20 protein-coding genes and 1 riboswitch are annotated in these 22,076 nt (G+C 69.5%); of the genes, 10 read left to right on the top strand and 10 right to left on the bottom strand.

What is annotated here, in order from left to right; genetic code table 11:
- The first annotated feature begins 162 nt into the window (after positions 1 to 162).
- A complete protein-coding gene (locus V7053_RS01960; RefSeq protein ID WP_334170583.1) occupies positions 163 to 912 on the top strand; it encodes a hypothetical protein in 750 nt (249 codons plus the stop codon).
- Positions 909 to 1,619, top strand: coding sequence for a hypothetical protein (locus tag V7053_RS01955; protein WP_334170582.1), 711 nt, complete (start codon positions 909 to 911; stop codon positions 1,617 to 1,619). The genes V7053_RS01960 and V7053_RS01955 overlap by 4 nt, the downstream gene beginning before the upstream one ends.
- Positions 1,620 to 1,780: 161 nt before the next feature.
- On the opposite strand, the gene V7053_RS01950 is transcribed toward V7053_RS01955, so the two are convergent.
- The 8 genes from V7053_RS01950 to V7053_RS01915 all read right to left on the bottom strand — a co-directional run bounded on the left by V7053_RS01950 (position 1,781) and on the right by V7053_RS01915 (position 11,433).
- A complete protein-coding gene (locus tag V7053_RS01950) occupies positions 1,781 to 4,837 on the bottom strand; it encodes an alpha-mannosidase (RefSeq protein ID WP_334170581.1) in 3,057 nt (1,018 codons plus the stop codon).
- A gap of 161 nt (positions 4,838 to 4,998) precedes the next feature.
- Entirely contained in the window at positions 4,999 to 5,853 is an 855-nt protein-coding gene (gene fdhD / locus V7053_RS01945; RefSeq protein ID WP_334170580.1) for a formate dehydrogenase accessory sulfurtransferase FdhD, read from the bottom strand.
- Between the two features lie 81 nt (positions 5,854 to 5,934).
- The gene (locus V7053_RS01940; protein WP_334170579.1) at positions 5,935 to 7,275 is read right to left on the bottom strand and encodes a molybdopterin molybdotransferase MoeA; all 1,341 of its coding nucleotides are present in this window, start codon (positions 7,273 to 7,275) and stop codon (positions 5,935 to 5,937) included.
- Positions 7,272 to 8,264, bottom strand: coding sequence for an NTP transferase domain-containing protein (locus V7053_RS01935; RefSeq protein ID WP_334170578.1), 993 nt, complete (start codon positions 8,262 to 8,264; stop codon positions 7,272 to 7,274). Before V7053_RS01935 ends, V7053_RS01940 begins: the two co-directional genes overlap by 4 nt.
- On the bottom strand, positions 8,228 to 8,728 hold the full coding sequence (locus V7053_RS01930) for an HNH endonuclease (protein WP_334170577.1): 501 nt from the start codon (positions 8,726 to 8,728) through the stop codon (positions 8,228 to 8,230). Before V7053_RS01930 ends, V7053_RS01935 begins: the two co-directional genes overlap by 37 nt.
- A 266-nt stretch (positions 8,729 to 8,994) precedes the next feature.
- Positions 8,995 to 9,756, bottom strand: a complete 762-nt coding sequence (locus V7053_RS01925) for an NlpC/P60 family protein (protein WP_334170576.1) — start codon at positions 9,754 to 9,756, stop codon at positions 8,995 to 8,997.
- Between the two features lie 103 nt (positions 9,757 to 9,859).
- Complete coding sequence (locus tag V7053_RS01920) at positions 9,860 to 10,000, bottom strand: hypothetical protein (protein ID WP_334170575.1); 141 nt, start codon at positions 9,998 to 10,000, stop codon at positions 9,860 to 9,862.
- Positions 10,001 to 10,160: 160 nt separating this feature from the next.
- Positions 10,161 to 10,333, bottom strand: a riboswitch (cyclic di-AMP (ydaO/yuaA leader).
- A gap of 404 nt (positions 10,334 to 10,737) precedes the next feature.
- On the bottom strand, positions 10,738 to 11,433 hold the full coding sequence (locus tag V7053_RS01915) for a metal-dependent transcriptional regulator (protein WP_334170574.1): 696 nt from the start codon (positions 11,431 to 11,433) through the stop codon (positions 10,738 to 10,740).
- Between the two features lie 202 nt (positions 11,434 to 11,635).
- On the opposite strand from V7053_RS01915, the gene serC reads away from it, so the two are divergent.
- Positions 11,636 to 12,769 carry a phosphoserine transaminase gene (serC, locus tag V7053_RS01910; RefSeq protein ID WP_334170573.1) on the top strand — a complete coding sequence of 378 codons (1,134 nt, stop codon included), beginning with the start codon at positions 11,636 to 11,638 and terminating at the stop codon, positions 12,767 to 12,769.
- Between the two features lie 26 nt (positions 12,770 to 12,795).
- Here the strand turns inward: serC and V7053_RS01905 are convergent, their stop codons facing one another.
- Positions 12,796 to 13,329: a DUF3027 domain-containing protein gene (locus tag V7053_RS01905; RefSeq protein WP_334170572.1), complete on the bottom strand. Its 534-nt coding sequence runs from the start codon at positions 13,327 to 13,329 to the stop codon at positions 12,796 to 12,798.
- Position 13,330: 1 nt separating this feature from the next.
- Positions 13,331 to 13,708, bottom strand: coding sequence for a cold-shock protein (locus V7053_RS01900; RefSeq protein ID WP_334170571.1), 378 nt, complete (start codon positions 13,706 to 13,708; stop codon positions 13,331 to 13,333).
- Positions 13,709 to 13,844: 136 nt separating this feature from the next.
- Between V7053_RS01900 and V7053_RS01895 the strand changes: the two genes are divergently transcribed.
- The 7 genes from V7053_RS01895 to V7053_RS01865 all read left to right on the top strand — a co-directional run bounded on the left by V7053_RS01895 (position 13,845) and on the right by V7053_RS01865 (position 21,959).
- Positions 13,845 to 14,057, top strand: a complete 213-nt coding sequence (locus tag V7053_RS01895) for a hypothetical protein (RefSeq protein WP_334170570.1) — start codon at positions 13,845 to 13,847, stop codon at positions 14,055 to 14,057.
- Positions 14,058 to 14,061: 4 nt separating this feature from the next.
- Entirely contained in the window at positions 14,062 to 16,458 is a 2,397-nt protein-coding gene (locus tag V7053_RS01890) for a helicase-associated domain-containing protein (RefSeq protein WP_334170569.1), read from the top strand.
- A gap of 27 nt (positions 16,459 to 16,485) precedes the next feature.
- Entirely contained in the window at positions 16,486 to 18,129 is a 1,644-nt protein-coding gene (locus V7053_RS01885) for a DNA repair helicase XPB (protein ID WP_334170568.1), read from the top strand.
- 81 nt (positions 18,130 to 18,210) lie between these two features.
- On the top strand, positions 18,211 to 18,924 hold the full coding sequence (locus V7053_RS01880) for a response regulator transcription factor (RefSeq protein ID WP_334170567.1): 714 nt from the start codon (positions 18,211 to 18,213) through the stop codon (positions 18,922 to 18,924).
- A gap of 1 nt (position 18,925) precedes the next feature.
- Positions 18,926 to 20,479: a sensor histidine kinase gene (locus V7053_RS01875; RefSeq protein ID WP_334170566.1), complete on the top strand. Its 1,554-nt coding sequence runs from the start codon at positions 18,926 to 18,928 to the stop codon at positions 20,477 to 20,479.
- Positions 20,480 to 20,594: 115 nt separating this feature from the next.
- Entirely contained in the window at positions 20,595 to 20,882 is a 288-nt protein-coding gene (locus V7053_RS01870) for a WXG100 family type VII secretion target (protein WP_334170565.1), read from the top strand.
- Positions 20,883 to 20,969: 87 nt separating this feature from the next.
- Positions 20,970 to 21,959: a ribonuclease HI family protein gene (locus tag V7053_RS01865; protein WP_334170564.1), complete on the top strand. Its 990-nt coding sequence runs from the start codon at positions 20,970 to 20,972 to the stop codon at positions 21,957 to 21,959.
- Positions 21,960 to 22,076: the final 117 nt, after the last annotated feature.

Genomic DNA, 22,076 nt, shown 5'->3' with positions numbered 1-22,076 from the left:
GATATGCCCGCAACTGAAGCGCCCGCCGGCTCGCGATTGGGGGGTGCGCGAGCCGACGGGCTTGAATTCAGCATAGACCACCCCGCGACGGTCGTAAAATCAAAATCTATTGACACGCCGTCTAGCCCCGGGAGCCGCCCGACCTGACGAGGAAGGTCCTGAATGTCCGTCTCCGCCGTCGCGTTTCAGCGCTGGATCAGCCAGCTGGCGCCCGGGTCGAGCACCGCGGATGTGTGCCGCCAGTCCGGCGTCAAGCGGAGCACCCTGGCCCAGCAGCTCGTGCGCGGGAAGGTTGCGGAGACGACGGTCGTGGCGGTGGCCCGCGCGTACGGACGCAACCCGGTGCTGGGACTGGCGGATTTCGATCAGTACCGCGAGCTGGCGGCGAGCGTCGCGCCGCCGACGGACGCCGAGGTCCTGAGCCAGACTCCGACCGCGCGGCTCCTCCAGGAACTCCTCGTGCGCGTGGGCCCCCAGCCGGCCGCCGCCGCTCCCCTGCCCTCGGCCAGCCTGCCGTCGGCCAGCCTGCCGTTGGGCGAGCAGCCGGCCGTGCGCCAATGGGTCGAGGCGATCGACGACGGCGAACTGCGGCACCGCGTGAGCCTCGCCGCGGGCATCGCACCCCAGAACTATTCGGCGCAGCTGAGCGCGAACCGGCTCACCCCCGAGCTCGCCGTGCGGACCGCCCGGGAGGCAGGCGTGGGGCTCCGCAACGGACTCGTCGTGACGGGCCTTGTGACGGCAGCTGAAGCGGGGTGGCCGCCGTCGGCCGTCAAGGACGCCTTGGGGCGGCTGAGCGACGCCGAGCTGACGCTGCTCGCCTCGGAGCGGCTCGCCGTCCTGGGCCGCTCGCTCAAACGTCAGGAACACGACGAGCGGGCATCGCGGCGAGCATGGGATCATCTAGCGTGATCTGGCTTCAGTGGGCGACCTGCGCGGTCGTCACGATCCTCCTGTTGACCCGGCTTCCCGCGTTCCTGCGCGGGCACAACCGGCTCATGTTCTGGCTCATGACGCTGCTCGACCTCGCCGTCCTGCTCAGCATCGGGGGCCCCTACCTCGCGGTCGACCAGCTTCTGGGCGGCCACAACGTAGCGAACCTCATCCTGCGCTTCATCATCTTCGGCTTCACGCTCCTGCTCGGAGTCCGGGTGGCCCGCGCGTTCTCCGGCTTCCGGGCCGAACGGGCGCTCCTCGGGCCCTTCGGGCTCGGGCTGCTCGCCGTGGCGAGCGCGATCCTCGTCGCCTCGTTCGTCCTTTCCGACCTCGCCACCTCCCGCGTCGGATTCTCTACGCCTGATCTCGAACTGTGGCCCGCGATCTACGGCACGATGGGCCGGATCTACCCGACGTTCACGGGCATCGTGCTCCTCCCGGTCCTCACTTCCACCGTCCGGCGGCCCGGCCCTGCCCTGCTGCGGTGGGCCGCAGCGTTCCTGGGCCTCGGCTACTTCGACCTCGCCATCTCGAACATCATCACCGTCCTCCCGAAGGAGGACCTGTGGCTCTCGCAGAGCATCAACTACAGCACCATCCTGCTGCTCTGCCTCGGGCTCGCGCTGGTCTGGGTGTCGTCGATCGTGGGGAAGGCACGGCGGCGTAACGTTGTCGACGCCTAGGTAAAAAATCCACACACTTGATGAACAAGTTCACAAAATCATTACTCTGTGCCAGAATCATGGATGTGTGAACGCGACCGTCAGGGGGATGGGCGCTTCTGCATTGGGGGGATGAGTGGCGGCGGCCTCCGGGCCGCCTCCACTCAGCCCAAGAAGAGGCTCTAATCCGCCTTCCGGAACCTGAGCGTCACGAGCTGGAACGGCCTCAACGCCATGGCCGCCGAGCCGTCAGGGCCGGACTCCACGTGAGCAGCAGCGGCCTCGCCGCTGGGCCAGGGCCGCTCGAGGAGATCCACCGAATCGACCCCCTTGACCGGGAATCCCGGAACGACCTTCGCCTCGGCCCGCTCTCCGCGCGACTCGTAGAGCCGCACCACCACGTCGCCCGAGCCGTCCTCGGCCAGCTTGACCGCCTCCACCACCACGCCGGGATGGTCGACGACCACGAGCGGGGCGACCGTCCGAGCGCCGTTCAGGATTCTGGGCTCGAGGTTCGTCCGGTAGCCCTCCTCGATCGCGTCGGGGATCCCGGCGCCGGGCCGGACGGTCACCGTGAACTCGTGCCGCCCCTGGTCCGTCTCCGGATCCGGGTAGCGCGGGGAACGGAGCAGCGAGACCCGCACGAGCGTCGTCGTGCCTCCGTCCGCGCGGACGGTCCGCGTGACGTCGTGCCCGTAGCTGGACGAGTTGGTGACGGCGACCCCGAAGGAGCCCTCGCCGACGTGGACCCAACGGTGAGCGCACGTCTCGAACCGCGCCCAGTCCCATGAGGTGTTGGTCGCGATGGGACGGAACACGTGGCCGAACTGGATCTCGGAGGCGGACCGCTCCGCTCTGAGGTCGAACGGAAAGCCGAGCTTGAGCAGCTTCTCGCGCTCGTGCCAGTCCACAGCGGTCTCGATCCGCAGCGACGGCGAGCCCGGGGCGAGCACCAGGCGCTGCGTGACGCTCGAGTCGCCGAAGACCCGGCGCACCTCGATCGCAGCCTCCCTGTCCGCGCCGGGGAGCACGGTCACGGAGGACGCCTCGTCGAGGCGTGTCGCGACGCGCCGATAGAACACGTCGATGTCCCACGCATCCCACTCGTTGGGCGTGTCCCGATGCAGCTCGAGCAGGTTTCCCGGCTCACCAGGGGCGATGGCTTCGCGCCCGCTCGCCGCGTCGCGCAGCGACACGAGCAGCCCCCGTTCGTCGACTTCAGCCCGCACGAGCCCGTTGTCGAGCACCCAGCGGCGGCCGCCCGGCGTCGTATGCTCGGTCACCCCGGCGCCCCTGTGGGGCGGCACGACGACGCCGGCGCCCAAGGCCGGGACTCCCGCCCGAGCCTGAGGGGCGGCATTCAGCAGGAGGGGCGTGCTGCCCTCGCCCACGACGGCGAGGGCGGCCTTGGCGATGATCTGCTCAAGCTCGGCCTCGACGGCCGCATAGTTGCGCTCGGCGTCGTGATGGACCCAGGCGATCGCGCTTCCGGGCAGGATGTCGTGGAACTGCTGGAGGAGAACGGTCTGCCAGAGCCGCTTGAGGTCCGTGGCCGGATACGGGGCATCCGCGCGCACCGTCGCGGTCGCACACCACAGCTCGGCCTCGCGCAGCAGGTGCTCGCAGCGCCGGTTGCCCCGCTTCGTGCCCGCCTGGGTGGTGTAGGTCCCCCGGTGGAGCTCGAGGTACATCTCGCCCGTCCAGACGGGTGCGTCCCTGTACTCTGCCTCCGCCGCGGCGAAGAATTCGCTCGGGCGGCCGAGCTCGACCCGCGGCGAGCCTTCGAGGTCCCGGGCGCGATGCGCGGCGGCGAGCATCTCGCGGGTGGGGCCGCCGCCGCCGTCGCCGTAGCCGAAGGGCACGAGACCGAGGGTGGCCCGGCCCTTCTCGCGGAAGTTGCGCTCCGCGTACGCGAGCTCGGACGCGGCGAGATCCGAGTTGTAGTTGTCGGTCGGCGGGAAGTGTGTGAAGACGCGGCTCCCGTCGATGCCCTCCCAGTAGAAGCTGTGGTGCGGGAGCCTGTTGACCTGATTCCAGGATGTCTTCTGCGTGAGGAAGTAGCGGGCCCCGGCAGACCGCACGATCTGCGGGAGCGCGGCGGAGTAGCCGAACGAGTCCGGAAGCCAGCACTCCTCGCATTCGACCCCGAACTCCTCGAGGAAGAAATGCTTGCCCTCGATGAACTGCCGCGCCATCGCCTCGCCGCCCGGCATGTTCCCGTCCGCCTCGACCCACATGCCCCCGACGGGGACGAATCGGCCCTCGGCCACCTTCTCCTTGATGCGCTCGAAGAGGTCCGGGTAGAGCTGCTTGATCCAAGCTAGCTGCTGCGCGGACGAGCACGAGAACGTGAACTCCGGGTCGGCGTCCATGAGCGAGACGACGTTGGAGAAGGTCCGGGCGCACTTGCGCATCGTCTCCCGGACAGGCCAGAGCCACGCCGAATCGATATGCGCGTGGCCGGTCGCCACGAGCCGGAGCGAACTCGCCGTGGCGGGAGCCGCGAGCACCCCCGTCAGCGCCTCCCGTCCAGCCGCCGCTGTCCCCGGGACGTCGTCGGGGTCCATGACGTCGCACATGCGCTCGAGTGCGCGGAGGATCTCGTACCGCCGGGGGCGGTCCATCGGGAGCTCGTGCATGAGCCCTCGGATGCTGTGCACGTCCTGCACGAGCTCCCACACCTCGACGTCCCGCTCCGCGAGCACCATCCCCCCGAATCGGTACAGGGGCTCACGGCTCGCCGTCTCGGGGTCGCCCTGGGCCGTGGGCACGAAGCGCCACATCTGGGCGAGGTCCGGATTCGCGGCCGCCTCGACATAGAAGACGACGGCGGGCCCTCCTCCGAGCTCGGCGAGCGGCACGTAGCGGTTCCGCGGGTTGATGGCCTTGATGGGGGTGGCTTCGGCGGACCACGCGAGTCCCTCGCATTGGAACCCGGGCACCTGCGGGGAGAAGCCGAGGTCGACGACGGCCTCCACCGCGAGGCCTCGGCCGCCCCAGCCCTCGGGCACCTCGGCGGAGAGCCGCAGCCACGTTGTCCCCCACGCAGGCCCCCAGGCCTCCCCCTCGGCCACCGGCGAGAATGCCTGCTCGAGGGCCTCGGTCACTCGGACCGGTTCCCCGGGGCAGTCCCAGCGCTCCGCTGTGAGGGGGATGCTGCGGCGATAGATGGCCGGTTCAAGCCGATCCCGAAGAAACCTGTCAATACGCGCTTCAGTGATGAGCCGGTCGTCGTGCACGTGCTCTCTCGCTCCAATCGATGGAGTAACGGTCCCCTTTCAAACCTACTCGACCGTAGCCGCGAGCGGAAGCGCTTGCCCTTCGGCTCTCAGCTGAGATCCCGGTCCTCACAGGAATTCGGCGCCGAGCGGCCGCGGCAGCATCATGATCGTGAGCCGCGTCAGGAGAGCACTCGCTCGTGCCCCGCGTAGACGTTGAACCCGGTGCCCCGGCTGAACCCGATGAGAGTCACGCCGGATTCCTCGGCCAGTTCGACGGCAAGCGACGAAGGCGCACTCACGGCCGCGAGCACAGGGATGCCGGCCATTGCCGCCTTCTGCACGAGTTCGAAGGAAGCCCTGCCCGAGACCTGGAGCACGGTGCCGGCGAGCGGGAGGCTCCCCGAGCGCAGACCCCAGCCCACGACTTTGTCCACCGCGTTGTGCCGCCCGACGTCCTCCCGCAGGCACACCAGCTCTGCCGACGTCCCGTCGTCGCCGACCCGGAAGAGCCCCGCGGCGTGCACCCCACCCGTCTTGTCGAAGAGCGCCTGGGCCGCACGGAGCCGGGCTGGCAGTCCAGCGACGAGCTCAGGAAGGAGGCGCACGCCGTCATCCGCGGGGCTGTGATGGCCCGCACGCCGGACGGACTCGATCGAATCGGTCCCGCAGATGCCGCACGAGCTCGACGTGTAGACCGCCCGGCCCCGGTCCGGCATCCGGACGTCCGGGCGGAGCTGGGCCTGGACGACGTTGAACGTCTGGCGCCCCTCCTCGTCCTCACCGCCACAGAAACGCTCGGCGATGATCTGCCCGGGCTCCCAGACGACGCCTTCCGAGACGAGGAAGCCTGCCACGAGGTCGAAGTCGTCCCCCGGCGTGCGCATCGTGACGCTGTACGAGAGGCTCCCCGAGGGACCGGCGAGGCGGATCTCAAGCGGCTCCTCGACGGCGAGCACGTCCTCCTTGTCCCTCACCGGGTACTCGCTGTCGAGAACGAACTTGCGCACGCGGCGCCGCTGGCTCAGCCGGCCCATGGGGATCCTTCCGTCGATGCTCGTGGAACCATCCTGCCCCGCTGCGCCCGTGAAGGCGAGGCGAGCTGGGTGGAGCGGGCCTCACGCGTCGAGCCCACTCCAGTCCACGGGCTCCTTCGACGAGACGCTCCGGCGCTTCGGCTTGGGCTTCGGCGCGGCGTCGGTGCGTGTTTCCACGAGCGGCCGTCCCCACGGGAGAGGGAGCGCCTGGACGGGCTCGCCGAGCTGGACGCCGTGCGGCGGGATCACCATGACGCCGTCGGCGTGCGCGAGCCCGCGCAGCATCCCGGCTCCGCTCGCCCCGGCCGGGGAGGCCATGCCGTACATCCGGCGGAACGGGACGAGCCGCGTCCGCTTGAGCTCGGGCTCGAAGACCGTTCCGGACGGCAGCTCGACGGCAGCGAGCGGCGGTCGGCCGGCGAGGCACGCGAGGAGCGGCTCCCCGACGGCGAGGAAGCCCATCACGGCGGCGAGCGGGTTGCCCGGGAGTCCGACGAAGAACCTGCCGTCGGGCAGTTCCGCGAGGACGGTCGGGTGGCCCGGCCGCATCGAGATGCCGTCCACGAGGAGCCGTCCGCCGAGGCGGGCCACGACGTCGCGCAAGTGGTCGGACTCGCCTTTCCCCGTGCCGCCCGTCGTGATCACGACGTCGGCCGGTCCGAGGTCTCCAGACCCCTGCGCTCCGGGGGCGCCCGGGTCGTCCGCAAGGGCAGCGCGCCATTCCTCGGCCCCGTCGCCGATCTTGAGCTGACCCACGAGGACACCGCCGTGGGCGGCAACGAGCGGCGGGATGAGGAAGCTGAAGACGTCCCGCACGCGCCCCGGATCGGGCAGCCCGGACTCGATGACCTCAGAGCCGGTCCGGACGATCCGCACGAGGGGGCGCCCCTCCACCGGAAGCTCGTCGTACCCGGCGAGTGCCGCGAGCGCGAGCTGGGCGGGGCCGAGCTCGGTGCCGGCCGGCAGGAGCAGGTCGCCCGGCTGGGCTTCCTCTCCCGCGGGACGGATGTCAGCCCCGCCCGACGGCGATCCGGGGGGCGCGGCTGGGCTGAGCCGGAGGTGCGGGAGGCCTTCCTCATCGGGCGCGATCTCGCCATGTTCGCGGCGGAGGACGGCTCGCGTCCCCGGAGGCAGGACACCGCCCGTCACGATGGGGGCTGCCTGGTGCGCGGCAAGGGGCTCGCCGGGCTCTGCGAGGATCCACGGCCCGCTCCCGCTCACGGCCCAGCCGTCCATCGCCGAGGACGCATAGTGCGGCATCGGCGTGAGGGCAGTGAGGTCCTTCGCCAGGGCACGGCCCGCGCACGCCGCAAGCGGGGCGTCGACGGCCGGAATCGGGGATGCTGCGGCGGCCGCCGTCGCGCGAGCCTCCGACCATGAGTGGTGCAGGGAGTGCGCGGCGCCCGCGGCGCCGTCGGTCATTCCCCGGACCCGGACCGTTCGGCCCGAGACTTCAGGGCCTTGCGCGCGACGTCGATGGCCGATTCCATCGCGACCTTCTCGCCGGCTTGGCCGCTGCCCGCCGCGAAGCCCGCGGCGTAGGCCGCGATGAAGGTGGTGAGCGGTGCAGCGGGACGCACGACGCCGTGCGCGGCAACTCCCGCAAGACCGAGCACCGCGTCAATGTCGACCTCGAGCCCGTCGAGCTCGAAGGCCTCGACCAATTCGGCGCACCATGCCCGCAGGATCTCTTCGTTGTCTCCTGCACCTGGGGCGTTCGCGGGCATCTCGGGCTCCTCGTACTCGCTCGGCACGCCCGGTCCCTCCGGGCGGCGGATGCCCCAGCGCTTCGCGGAGGACCACGTGTCGACGTCGTCGGCAAGGCCTGACGTCAGGCGCAGGGGCTGCACCGACAGCCTAGCAACGAGATGCCGGAGAGGGCGGTCGGCCAGACCTCCGTCACGCGCCAGGGAAGCGAGGGCTCGCTCGAGGGGGCCCCGGCGGTAGACGGCGAGGAGCGGCTGCTGCCGCCCGCCGTCGTCCTCGGCGAGCACGACGTCTGCGCCGGGCTCGCGCGAGCAGGCCGCCACGAGCGGCGCAAGGGCTGCCCCGGCGAGCGGCAGGTCGGCGGCCAGGACGGCGATCCACGGCGCGCCATCCTCGGGCGAGGCGTGGAGCGCCGCGACGCCCGCGCCGAGGGCGGCAACGGGCCCGGAGAAGAGCGGCGTCTCGCGCGCCCAGCGAACGGAGGGGAGCACCTGCCGGCGAGGGCCGACGACGACGACGCGCCCGGCATCGCTGACGGCGGCGAGGGCGCGGTCCAGCAGCGTGGATCCCTCGAACACGAGCAGCGGCTTCGGATAGCCACCGAGGCGGGACGCCCGGCCGCCGGCCAGGATGACCGCGTCGAAGGCGGCGGCCGCCCCGTTCGCGCTCAGGCCGCTGACTCGGGAAGAAGGAACGGACTCCACTGGGCCACCGGCTTCTCGAGCTCCTTGATCTGCCAGACCGTCCCGACCGGCGCCTGGGGAGTGAACCGGAGCTTCCAGCCCATTTCGCCCGGCGTGTGGTCACCCTTGACGTTGTTGCAGCGCAGGCAGCAGGCGACGAGGTTCTCCCACGTGTCCTTGCCGCCCCGCGATCTGGGGAGCACATGGTCGATGGTGTGCGCCGTCTTTCCGCAGTACGCGCACAGGTGGCCGTCTCTGCGCAGTACCCCCCGTCTGCTGACCGTCGCGGTGTGCGTTCTCCGGGGTCTGATGTAGCGGTTGAGCAGGATCACCGACGGGCGTCCGAGCACATCGCGCGGACCGACGACTGGATCGCCGTCCTCCGCAACGATGCTCGCCTTTCCGGCGAGGACAAGCACGAGTGCCCGGCGGAAGCTCACCACCGCCAGCGGTTCGTAACCGGCATTCAGGACGAGTGTGCGCATGCTGCGTTCCTCTTCACGGCCGCACCCGATCAGGGGCACAGGGCCGGCTGCCCTGTGCATGGTCGGGCTGATCGACTCTCTTAGAGTACTGAACGAATTTGCAGTTTTACGAACGGGCGGGGTGTTCCGGCGCAACCTGTACCCGATTGTTCACTCCGGTGACACCTCGACAGGCCCCATCCGGGGAGAGGGACCCCGCTATATTGCCACGCAAAACGGCGCCCCTCCCGAGAGGGAGGAGCGCCGTTCCGAGCGGATCTGGCAGATCAGCGGTCGACGTGGATGAAGACCGGGCCCGAGCCGACGTTCACGCTGTAGAGAACCGTGGAGTTGCCGTTCCAGCCACCGTGCACCGCCATGCCGTTGCCGACGTAGACGGCAATGTGGGGCTCACCCATGCCACCGTTCTGGTAGTACACGAGGTCGCCGGGCTGAGCTTCGGCGGCGCTCACGATGTGGCCGAGGGACATGTAGTCAGCCGGCCAGCCGTGGAAGTAGATGCCGACGGCGGCAAGAGCGTTCGTCACGAGCATCGTGCAGTCCTGGTGGACGCCGAGCTGGGCGTACGCGGCGGCCGCGATCGCGGCACCCTTACCGCTCGAGGACGTGGTCGGTGCCGTCTGGACCGCGGCGGTCGCAGTGGCGGTCGTCGCGGCGGTGGTGTCCGCAGCAGGCGTGATGGTGGTCGCGGCCTGCTGGACAGGGGCGGCAGCCGGGGCCGGAGCCGGAGCGGCCTCCGACTGAACGGCGGGACGCTCAAAGCTCACCTGTGCACCAGCATCGGCGGCGACGTTGGCGTCAACGGCGGTCTGAACCTGGAGGGCGGTCGGCGCGGACGCCTCACGCTGAGTGGGAAGCTCGGCCGCATTGGCGGCAACACCGCTCGTCAGGACCAGACCCGAGGCGGCGGCGATAACAGCAGCCTGGCGGCCCATGCCGCCGGCGTTCTCCGTCACCGCCTTCGCGATGATGGCGATGGAGGAGGTGTTCTCGGCCCGGTGCCGAGCGATTCCAGCACGAGTGGACATCTGGGGCGTTTCTCTCTTTCGTCGCCCGCGTGCCGTTGGGGTGTGGCACACGGATGAGGTCGCGGCCGTTGGGGGACGGCCGTGAACCCTCACGGTCAGGGGGTCAGCGGAACGTATAGAAGCCGTAGCCGGCGGCGTGCGGGTGCATGCCGGAATTCGACTTCTTTGACGCGACGACGCTCGCGGGGCGGGCGCTGCCGACGTCGGAGAGGACCGAGGCTTTGCGCTGCAGCTTGTTTGACACGGGCGAACCCGTGGCAATAGTCAAGCGAGGCGCAGCGGCGACGGCCGTACGGCCGACGATGCCTGCGCCGCCAGGGGTGACCGGAGCAGCAGCCGTGATACGGCTGCTGCGGGCCGGCGTGGCCCGACGACGCGCAATGACGTTGCGTGACGACACAGAGGTAGCCTCTCCCAATGCCTGCGAGGTGAGCTGTCGGGTTCGGACTGGAAGTATCCGGCCTCCCGGTGCAAGCACCGGGCTGCTTTACCCCAAGGACCTCGGTGAAGAGGCCCGAAAGTGGTTCCCCCGCCCCTGCCAGACGGTTGTGCGAACGGATTCCGGCCAGCGGCAGAGCTAGGCAATCCGACCGGATGTTCCAACTTGGTTGGAGTTGGAACACGAACGAGCGTAGCTGACTTCGCACGGAAAGTCACATTCGGATCACAGCGGGATCTCAGATGATCACGGCGAAGACACGCCGGATGCGCGAAGAGGGCCGAAATTAGGGGCTTTTGGCCGGTTTCAGGGGGCGCTCGGTGGGGATGGAGGCGCCTCCAGCCGGGTGTGTCGCCCGCCACCCACACCCAGCGCGTGACCTTCTCGTTACCTTTACTGAGATGCCACTCACGGCTGCCGGAAGCCCGATTGTCCAAGAAGTGGATTTTTGAATCCCGGCGTGTTCGAACCTGTGAGATCTCCCCAACAGGCTATCGTGTCCCCACGCGCAGGGTGCCCAGGGGCCAGGAGAGGGCCAGCACTCAGGAGACTGAGACGAAGACGTGGGCTGCGACCTCGACGGGAAGCTCAAGCGCGCCGTCGACCTTCGGCGTACGCACTGAGATGTAGTCGCCCACCCGCTCGAGCGCGAGCTTCGCCCCGGGGCGTATCCCCCCCTCGTCGAGCTGAGCGAGGAGTTCGGGATCCACCTGAATCGGCTCCGCGAGACGGCAGACGACGACGCGGGACCCCGGCGCATACGCACGCATGGCGTCCACGAGCGTCATGACTCCCGCGGTGAAACCCTCGGAGGGCTTGCCTCCGAGCGCCTCGAGGCCCGGGATCGGATTCCCGTACGGCGACTCGCTCGGCTGGCCCAGGAGGTCGAACAGGCGGCGCTCCACGCGCTCGCTCATCACGTGTTCCCACCGGCACGCCTCGTCGTGGACATACGCCCAGTCGAGTCCGATGATGTCCGAAAGGAGCCGCTCGGCGAGCCGATGCTTGCGCATGACCTCGGTAGCGCGCTTCCGGCCCGAGGCGGTGAGCTCCAGATGGCGGTCTCCCGTGACCACCACGAGGCCGTCCCGCTCCATGCGGGCGACCGTCTGCGACACTGTCGGACCGGAATGCCGAAGCCGCTCTGCGATGCGCGCGCGCAGGGGAACGATCCCCTCCTCCTCGAGTTCGAGGATGGTGCGGAGATACATCTCAGTGGTGTCGATGAGGTCGGTCATGCGGTCAGCGGCTCCTTGGCGGCGATGCAGTGCAGCCCCAGTCTAGCTTATTTTGAACTGCTCAGATTAGCGCTCGAATGCCCGATCCGACGGCGGCCCGGCGTCGTGCTCGCGTCTCGAATTGGCCCGCAATGAAGCGGGTGCGGCAGACTGTTCCGGGGCGGAAGGAGCCTCCGCCCGGAATCTTTGCAAGGAGCCCACCGTGAGCGAAACGACCAAGCTGGACATTCCTGCCGACCTCCTCCCGGCCGACGGCCGATTCGGGGCCGGCCCCTCGAAGGTGAGGAAGGAGCAGGTCGACGCCATCGCGGCCGCCGGGGCCAAGCTCCTCGGCACGTCCCACCGTCAGGCTCCGGTCAAGAACCTCGTGGGCTCGGTCCGCGAGGGGCTCTCCTCCTTCTTCAAGGCGCCCGAAGGCTACGAAGTGATCCTCGGCGTGGGCGGCTCCACCGCCTTCTGGGACGCCGCATCGTTCGGGCTCGTCCGCTCGAAGGCCCAGCACCTCTCGTTCGGCGAGTTCGGTTCGAAGTTCGCCAAGGCCACAGACAAGGCGCCCTACCTTGAGGCCTCGAGCATCCGCACGTCCGAACCCGGCACGCGCCCGGAGCCAGTCGCCGAAGCGGGAGTCGACGTGTATGCGTGGCCGCAGAACGAGACCTCGACCGGCGTGGCCGCTCCCGTGCGCCGCGTCGAAGGCGCGGACGAGGGCTCCCTCGTCGTCATCGACGCGACGAGCGCCGCGGGCGGGCTCGACGTCGACGTCGCGGAGGCCGACGTCTACTACTTCGCGCCGCAGAAGAACTTTGCGTCCGACGGCGGCCTGTGGCTTGCGCTGTTCTCCCCCGCCGCGCTCGCGCGCGTCGAGGAGATCGAGGGCTCCGGTCGCTGGATCCCGGACTTCCTCGACCTCAAGACCGCAGTCGACAACTCGAAGCTCAACCAGACGTACAACACGCCGAGCCTCACAACCCTCGTAAGCCTGCACGCCCAAGTGGAGTGGCTCAACGCCCAGGGCGGCCTCGACTGGGCCGCGAAGCGCACCGCGGATTCCGCTGACCGCATCTATTCGTGGGCCGAGGCTTCCGACTTCGCGACCCCGTTCGTCTCCAACCCCTCCGAGCGCTCGAACGTCATCGCGACGATCGACTTCGACGAGTCCGTCGACGCTGCCCAGGTTGCGAAGATCCTGCGCGCCAACGGCATCGTCGACACCGAGCCGTACCGGAAGCTCGGCCGCAACCAGCTCCGGATCGCGACGTTCGTGGCCATCGAGCCCGACGACGTCACGAAGCTCACGCAGTGCATCGACTACGTGGTGGGCGCCCTGCGCGGCTGACGCCCCGGGTCGCTCCCGTCAGCGTCTCAGTCGATCTCGTCGTCGATGTCCGTGATGCCTTCAGCCTCGAGCTGTTCCTCGGCCTCACGGGCATCGTCCTCGAGATCCTCGTCTTCGGCCTCGGCCTCGTCGGCGACCTCAATGCCCTCTGCGGCGGCGTCGAGGATCGCCTGCTCCCGCTCCTCGGGTCGCACCCGCTCCGACCAGGGAACCCACTCGGGCGCGAGCACGGAATCCTCGCTCGGCAGGACTCCGAGTTCGCTCACGGTGACGATCTTGGACCGCGACACCCGCGCGACGGTCACGTACCACTGCCAGCCCCGATAGCCGGGGCGCAGGCATTCGAAGAGGTGTGTGACGAGACGTTCGCCCTCGCTCTTCGCCCCGAGGTGGCGGCCGACCTGTTCCGCATCGACCGCGTCGAGGAGGGCAGCGCGGGCCGTTTCCACGGCGCCCGCAAGGAGCGGGTCCGGCTTGCCGACGCGCCACAGGGGCACGCCGGCCCGCGGCTTGGGCGCGCCGGCGGCCGAGGTGCCCGGGGAAGAAACCTGAGGCGCCATGTCAGACGTCGAGCTGATCGGCGACGCGGCGGAGGGCGGCCGCGATCGTGGCGCCCTTCTCGGGGTACGTCCCCTTGGCGAGCTGCCCCGAGAGGTTGTCCAGGACGCTCACGAGGTCCTGGACGATCGGGGCGAGTTCGCGTGCCGGCATGCGCTTGGCCCGTGCCACGGAGGGGAGCTTCTCGAGGACACGGACACCGAGAGCCTGCGGGCCGCGCTTGCCCTCGGCGATGCCGTACTCGAGCCGGGTCCCGGTCTTGATCTCCCCCGCGCCGGCGGGGACGGCGCTGCCCGGCAGAAAGACCTCGTGCCCGTCATCGCCCGCGATGAACCCGAAGCCTTTCGCCTTGTCGAAGAACTTGACCTTGCCTGTGGGCACCGCCCTGACCCCAATCTGTTGGTTGCTCGAAGAAGAGAGACTGCGGGCGCCGTCGGCGCAAACCGCTCTCCCTAGATTACTGCGTCCGGCCAGCCACGGACGCGCGGGAGGCGTGCACACTGTTAGGTTTGGCTTTATGGCGCCAACTTTCCGCCGCGTCGCCTCGTGGGGCGGTGCCGCCGTCGCGGTCTTCTCCCTCGCGATGGTCGCGCTTGCCTTCGCACTGGCTGCGTCGGGCAAGACCCCGCCAGGCTGGATGGCCGCCGTCGTGCTCTACGGCCTCCCGCTCGCGTTCGCATGCATGGGCGCCGCGCTCCTCGCGGCGTTCCTCGAGAGGAGGAAGCGCTAGGGGCATGTCATCGATCCGCGCACTCGCCGAAGAACTCTCCGCTCGGGGCAACGATGCCCTACGCCGTCTCTTCGCCGCCAGGCCGGACCTCATCACGCCGGGAGTTCCCGACTTCGCAGCCCTCGCCGCCCGCGCCTGCGCCAGGGTCAGCCTCCAGCGGGCCCTCGAGTCGCTGTCCAAGCCGCAGCTCCAGGTGCTCGAGGCTCTCGTCCTCACGACGGACGAGGACGAAGGCCGCAGCGGCAGCGCCGTCGAACTGCGCCACGCCGTCGGCAACGCGACCCTCGGCACACTCGACGCGATCCTCGCCGAGCTCTCCCAGCTCGCCCTCATCTACCGGGCCGATCCCCCCGACTCCATCCATTCGGCGTCGGGAAGCCGGCGCCGCTACTACCAGCCGGTCGCGCGGGTCCGGGAAGTGCTCGGCAGCTACCCCGCGGGCCTCGGCCGCTGCTACACCGAGCTCACCTCGGTCTCGCAGTTCTTCGCCGAAAAGGCCGCGGACATCGTCAACGCGATTCCGGCGGCGGCCCAGCAGCAGCACGTCGAGCACCACATCGCCGCCGCGTACGCGCTCGAACGGTGGGCTGGGCTCCCGGAAGCGCTCGAGAGCGCCCCCGCCAGGGCCCGCGAGGTCCTTTCGAAGTTCACGAACTGGCCGGTCGGGGCCGTCCCCCATGCCGAGGCGCGCGTGCGCCCCGGCCGGAAGACGGACAACCCCGTCGACTGGCTCCTCTCGCACGGCCTGCTCGTCCCCCTCGACGACGAACACGTCGAGCTGCCGCGCCCCGTAGGCCTCGCCCTGCGCGGCGGACGGATCGTCCCCGAGCTCACCCTCGATCCCCCGCCCGCACCCACCGCGACCACTAGCACGGCCCTCAGGCGAAACGCAGCGCTCGGTGCGATCGGCGAAGTGCTCCGGCTCGTGAGCGGGCTCGCCGTCGAGGCAGCCGAGCGGCCCATCGAGACGCTCCGAGCAGGCGGAGTCGGAACGCGCGAGCTGCGCCGGCTCACGGCGGCGCTGCGGGCAGAGTCCGACCAAGCGGTACTCGCGCTCGAGCTCGCCGCGGCGGCGGGAATCATCACGCTCGACGTCGACACGTCGACGTGGCGGGCGACGGCCTCGGAGGAATGGCTCGCGCTCCCCCGCCCCGATCAGTGGCTCCTCCTGGCGACAGCTTGGCTCGACACGCCCCGGGTGGCTTCGCTCGCGATGGCCGCCGAAGGCGGAGGCCAGCTCGCTCCCCTTGCGGGCGAGGGCCAGCGCCCCGATGCCGCGGCGGTGCGACGGCGCGTCCTCGAGGTCGCCGCGGAGCTCAGCGGCGAGGCGAACAGTTCCGAGGGCCGTGCCGTCGTCGTCCGCGCTGAGGACATCCGGACCCGCCTCGAATGGGCCCAGCCGCGCCTCGCCCGCCGGCTGCGCGGCCTTCTCGACGGAGTGCTCGCAGAGGCCACCATGATCGGCTTCCTCGGCTCCGGCGCGATCACGCGGGCTGGCGCCGCCGTGCTGCGCGGCGACTACGACGGCCTGCGCGCACTCCTCGAGGAGATCCTCCCCCGGAGCGTCGACCGCATCCACCTGCAGGCCGACCTGACCGCCGTCGCCCCCGGCTACCTCGAGCCTGGGCTCGGCCGGCGCCTCGCCCTGCTCGCAGACCCGGAGGGGCGGGGACCGGCGACGATCTACCGCTTCTCGGCGGCAAGCCTCCGACGGGCCCTCGACGCGGGCGAGGACGCGGCGTCGATCTCGGCGTTCCTCGCCCAGCACGCCGAGACCGGCATCCCTCAACCCCTCGCCTACCTCATCGAGGACACGGCAGGGCGGTACGGGCGCATCCGCATCGGGCGCGCGGGGTCCTTCATCGCGAGCGACGACGAGGCGGCACTCGCCGGGCTGCTCCGTGAACCCTCTGCGCAGCAACTCGGCCTCACCCAAATCGCACCCACCGTCCTTGTCAGCAACGCGACGCCGCAGGAGGCCGCAACCGTCCTCCGCGAACTCGGGCTGGCGCCGGCCGTCGACTCCTCCTTCGACCCCGTCGTGCGGCTCCAGCGGGCGCGTGGCGGCTCGGCGAGCCCGACGCTGCCGGCTCCCGAGCCCAGGACTGCGGTACCCACGACGGACGACGTCGAACTCCAGCTCGCGATCCTGCGGAACCAGTCGGCTGTGGTCGCCAACGGCGACGAGGCCGCACCCATGCTCGGGATCGAGACGCTGCAGAAGGCCATCCGCCTCAAGCGCGCAGTACGCTTGAATATCGTTGACGCGCTCGGCAACTCGACGGTTGAGGAGCTGCGGCCGGTCTCGATCTCCGCGGGCCGCGTGCGCGTCTTCGACCCCGAAAGGGAAACCGAGCGCGTACTCAGCGTGCACCGGATCATCGACGTCGAGCTGGCCTGAGCCTCGGCCGGCAGGCAAGGAGTACCCGTGTCTGACGGCCCCCTGATCGTGCAGAGCGACAAGACGATCCTGCTCGAGGTCGACCACGAGCAGGCCACCGAAGCCAGGCACGCGATCGCCGCGTTCGCCGAGCTCGAGCGCGCCCCCGAGCACGTCCACACCTACAGGGTCACCCCCCTCGGTCTCTGGAACGCGCGCGCGGCGGGGATCGACGCCGAGAAGGTCCTCGACACGCTCCTGCGCTACTCGCGGTTCCCCGTCCCGCACTCCCTCCTCATCGACATCGAGGAGACCATGTCCCGCTACGGGCGCCTGCGCCTCGAAAAGGACCCGCAGCACGGCCTCGTCATGCGGACCGACGACTACCCCGTGCTCGAGGAAGTCATGCGGGCCAAGAAGATCGCGCCGCTGCTCGGCCCGCGCATCGACGGCGAGACCGTCGTCGTGCACTCCTCCGAGCGCGGCCAGCTCAAGCAGGCGCTGCTGAAGATCGGGTGGCCCGCGGACGACCGCGCCGGCTACGTGGACGGAACGCCCCACCCCATTGCCCTCGAGGAGAACGGCTGGGCGCTGCGGCCGTACCAGCGGCTCGCCGCCGAGAACTTCTGGGCCGGCGGCAGCGGCGTCGTCGTCCTCCCGTGCGGCGCGGGCAAGACGCTCGTCGGCGCCGCCGCCATGGCCCAGTCCTCGACCACGACCCTCATCCTCGTCACGAACACCGTCTCCGCACGCCAGTGGAAGCAGGAGCTGCTCAAGCGGACGAGCCTCACCGAGGACGAGATCGGCGAATACTCGGGCTCCGTCAAGGAGGTGCGGCCGGTGACGATCGCGACCTACCAAGTGCTCACCGTCAGACGGGGCGGCCTCTACCCCCACCTCGAGCTCGTGGACCAGAACGACTGGGGGCTCATCGTCTACGACGAGGTCCACCTGCTGCCGGCCCCCATCTTCCGCATGACCGCGGATCTGCAGGCCCGCCGTCGTCTGGGGCTCACCGCCACGCTTGTGCGCGAGGACGGGCGCGAAGGGGAGGTGTTCTCGCTCATCGGCCCGAAGCGGTACGACGCACCGTGGAAGGACATCGAGGCACAGGGCTACATCGCCCCCGCCGACTGCGTAGAGGTTCGCGTTGACCTCCCCCGCGAGGAGCGCATGGCCTACGCCATGGCCGACGACGCCGACAAGTACCGCCTGTGCGCATCGAGCGAGACGAAGACGGACGTGGTCGAACGCCTCGTCCGCCAGCACGCGAACGACCAGCTCCTCGTCATCGGGCAGTACATCGACCAGCTCGACGAGATCGGCGAACGCATCGACGCCCCCGTCATCAAGGGCTCGACGACGGTCAAGGAGCGGCAGCGGCTCTTCGACGCGTTCCGGCGCGGCGAGCTGAACCGCCTCGTGGTCTCGAAGGTCGCCAACTTCTCGATCGACCTCCCGGAAGCCGCCGTCGCGATTCAAGTCTCGGGCTCCTTCGGGTCCCGGCAGGAGGAGGCGCAGCGGCTCGGTCGGCTCCTGCGCCCGAAGGCGGACGGGCGGGCAGCCCGGTTCTACGCGCTCGTCGCCCGCGACACGCTCGACCAGGAGTTCGCCGCGAAACGGCAGCGCTTCCTCGCCGAGCAGGGGTACGCCTACCGGATCGTCGACGCGGGAGACCTCGCGAAGGGCTGAGGTGCCTCCCACCCAGAGCCCAGCGACGCCGTCCTCCGCTCACAGACGACCACCAGCGGATTCTCAGAAACTGGGCGCACCATGGGAGGCGTGAAGAAGACGGGACCTGAAGCCAAGCTCCTCGTCGTGGACGACGAGCCGAACATCCGCGAACTGCTGTCGACATCGCTGCGCTTCGCAGGCTTCGAGGTGATCGCGGCGAGCAATGGCCGCGAAGCCCTCGCAGCCGCAGAGGAGCAGGCACCGGACCTCATGGTGCTCGACGTCATGCTGCCGGACATGGATGGCTTCACGGTGACCCGCAAGCTGCGTGCGTCGGGCCGCTACGTCCCTGTGCTCTTCCTCACCGCCAAGGACGAGACCGAGGACAAGGTCCAAGGCCTGACGGTGGGCGGTGACGACTACGTCACGAAGCCCTTCAGCCTGGACGAGGTCGTCGCCCGCATCCGTGCCGTGCTCCGCCGGACCCAGCCCATCCTCGACGATGACGCGGTGATCCGTGTGGACGACCTCGAGCTCGACGACGATGCCCACGAGGTCCGCCGCGGAGGCATGACCATCGACCTCTCCCCGACCGAGTTCAAGCTCCTGCGCTACATGATGCTCAACCCGAACCGGGTCCTCTCGAAGTCGCAGATCCTCGACCATGTGTGGGAATACGACTTCAACGGTGACGCGTCGATCGTGGAGTCCTACATCTCGTACCTCCGGCGCAAGGTGGACGCGAATGGGCCCAGCCTCATCCAGACCAAGCGCGGCGTCGGCTACGTCCTCAGGACCGCTGAGAAGCGGTAAAGTGCTAGCCCGCTGGAAGACGGCGTCGCTGCGCTCACAGCTCGTCGCCATCATGATGGTGCTCCTGACCGCCGCCATCGTCTTCACGAGCGCGGGCACACTGACCCAGCTCCACCAGTTCCTGGTCGGACAGGTGGACGACAAGCTCATCGACGCGTCGGACTACGCCCAGCAGAACCAGAACATCGATCTCCTGACCACCCCGAACCCGGAACTGCCGACCGATTACGTCCTGGTCCTGTATACGAGCAGTGCTCCCCCGCGCACCTACCCGGTGCCCAACCCGAACCAGGCCCGCCCCGACGTCGCCATGATCACCCCGGACCAGGCGCAGCAGATGCAGAGCCAGCACATCATCCGGCAGGCCAATGGGACGGACGGCGACTCGGACTGGCGCTACATCGCGATTCCCGTGCGGATCACCAGCACAGGCGAGCGCGCAGCGATGCTCATTGCGCTGCCCCTCACGAACGTCGACGACGCCATGAACCACACGCTCCTGCTTGAAATCGGCGTTGGCGTCCTCACGCTCGCCATTGTGTTCTTCGTTGCGTCCTGGACCGTGACCCGCGCGTTCCGGCCCCTACGGCGCGTCGAGAAGACGGCCGCCGCCATTGCCGCAGGCGATCTCTCCCAGCGCGTCGATGAAGAAGCGCCCGGCACCGAACTCGGGCGGCTCTCGTCCTCCCTCAACGCGATGCTTGCCCATATCGAGCGCGCCTTCCGCGACCGCACCGAGTCGGAAGCCCGGATGCGGCGCTTCGTCTCGGACGCCTCGCACGAGCTGCGCACTCCCCTCGTGACGATCCGCGGCTTCTCCGAGCTCTATCGGCACGGCGCGCTTCCGACGTCGGAGGACGTGGGGATGGCGATGGGCAGGATCGAGAGCGAGGCCAAGCGCATGGGCACGATGGTCGAGGACCTCCTCACGCTCGCGCGGCTCGACGAGCAGCGGCCCGTGCTCCTGCGGCCCGTCGATTTCCTCCCGATCGGGCACGACGCCGTCGTGGACGCGCAAGCCTCCGCCCCCGACAGGAGCGTGCGGCTCGTGGGACTTGCTCCCGGCATCGGTCCGGCCGCTGCGCCCGCGCTCGGCGACGAAGGCCGGCTGAGGCAGGTCGTCGGGAATCTCGTGGGCAACGCCCTCCGGTACGCCCCGCAGGGGTCGCCGATCGAGATCGCCGTCGGGGCACGCCGCGAGGATGGCAGGCTCTTCTCCGTACTCGAAGTCCGCGACCATGGTCCCGGCATTTCGGAGAAGGATGCGCCGAAGATCTTCGAACGGTTCTACCGGGCTGACACGTCGCGGACACGCGATACGGGCGGCACGGGTCTGGGGCTCGCGATCGTCGCCGCAATCGTGGGGGCTCACGGTGGCACGGTGCGGCACCGGCCGACGCCGGGGGGCGGCGCCACGTTCGTCATCGAACTTCCGCATCAGACCACGCCGGAACAGCCCTCCGACCCTCCCGAGAGCCTGCCCGCCCTCGACACGGGTGGTCTCCGACGGATCGACCCCACGTCCTCTTCTCCTCAAGACAGCCAAATCTCCTGACTTGTCCACATACGACGACGGCGTCCTGCGCCGAGCGCCCGCGGCTTCCTAGGCTCGTGGTGACGGCAGGCGACGGATCTGTCGTCGCCGGGACGACAGAGGAACGGGGTTGGCCATGGCCGTGCTGAAGGCAGATACCGAGCAGATGAACGCGAGCGCCCAGAAGGTCGCCGCGGCAGTCGAGCGAGTGCGGGCGGAGGTTCGAAGCCTGCGCGTGGACCTCGAGGGACTGGGCGCGAGCTGGCAGGGACAGGCGGCGACGAACTTCCAAGGAGTCGTCGCGCAGTGGGCCGGAACCCATGTCCAGGTGGAGTCCTCGCTCGACGCGATCGGTCTTGCGCTTCAGCAAGCGAGTGTTGGGTATCAGGAAATCGAGAGCAGCAACGCGAGGCTCTTCCTCTGACTGTCTCTCCGGCCCTAGCCGGGCCCGCTGCGCTGCTGGAAGCGGGCCCGGCTTGGGTTGTCGCCCCGTTCTGGCAGGATGGACGGCATGACAATCACCGCCGCTGCAGACGGTTCTGCCCTCGGAAACCCTGGCCCCGCAGGCTGGGCGTGGTACGTCGACGAGGACAGGTGGCACGCGGGCGGCTGGCCGCACGGCACGAACAACCAGGGCGAGCTCATGGCTGTCCTCGATCTGTTCCGATCAACGGCCCATCTGCCCAATGAGCCGTTGCGCATCCTGTGCGACAGCCAGTACGTGATCAACTGCGTCACGAAGTGGATGCCGAACTGGAAGCGACGCGGCTGGAAGAAGGCTGACGGGAAGCCCGTGCTCAACGTGGATCTCCTACGCCAGATTGACGACGCGCTCGTCGGCCGCTCCTACACGTTCGAGTGGGTCAAGGGCCATGCCGGCCACTGGCTCAATGAAGCCGCGGACGAGCGCGCGCGGGCCTGCGCGACGGCTTTCCAGGCCGGCACGGTCCCCGTCGAGGGGCCCGGGTTTGGAGGATCGCCGCCCCGCGAGCTCGCGGCTGCGGCTGTCCCGACCGTGAGTGCACCAGTTCGGGGATTCAGTGAGGCACCCCCGGAACCGGTTCAGGACGACCTCTTTGGCGAGTTCGTCGTCTCTGGAGTGGAGCCGGAGGCGCCGGCCGCACCGGGGTCACTGGCCGTCCCTGGGGCGCTCGCCGGGCAGCATGCGGTCGAGGCCGTGGTGGAACTCGAACAGGAGCTGCTGGATCCGGAGACCCGGAGCGACTTTGGTCAGCTCGCCTATCTTCTCCATCCCGAATACCGCGAGATCGGGCAGTCAGGGCGGCTCTGGCTCCGAGACGAGGTCGTAGATGCCCTCGTACAGGACCCGGAGCTCAGCGTGACGTTCGAGCTCCTTGAGGCGACGCCCCTCTCCCGCGACTTCATCCAAGTCCTGTATCGCACAGAGAGCGCAGAGGGTTCAACTCTGAGGAGTTCGCTCTGGCAGCGGACTGACGATCGATGGCGGCTCCGCTTCCATCAGGGCACCCCAGAAGACTGAACCCCCCACACCCTCTCGGGTACACCAACCCACCCCCCACACCCTCTCGGGTACACCAACCCACCCCCCACACCCTCTCGGGTACACCAACCCACCCCCCACACCCTCTCGGGTACA

It is taken from the genome of Sinomonas sp., assembly GCF_036848755.1.
Classification (GTDB): Bacteria; Actinomycetota; Actinomycetes; order Actinomycetales; family Micrococcaceae; genus Sinomonas.
The sequence above is the reverse complement of the archived record's forward strand: the minus strand, read 5'-3'. Positions and strand labels throughout refer to the sequence as shown.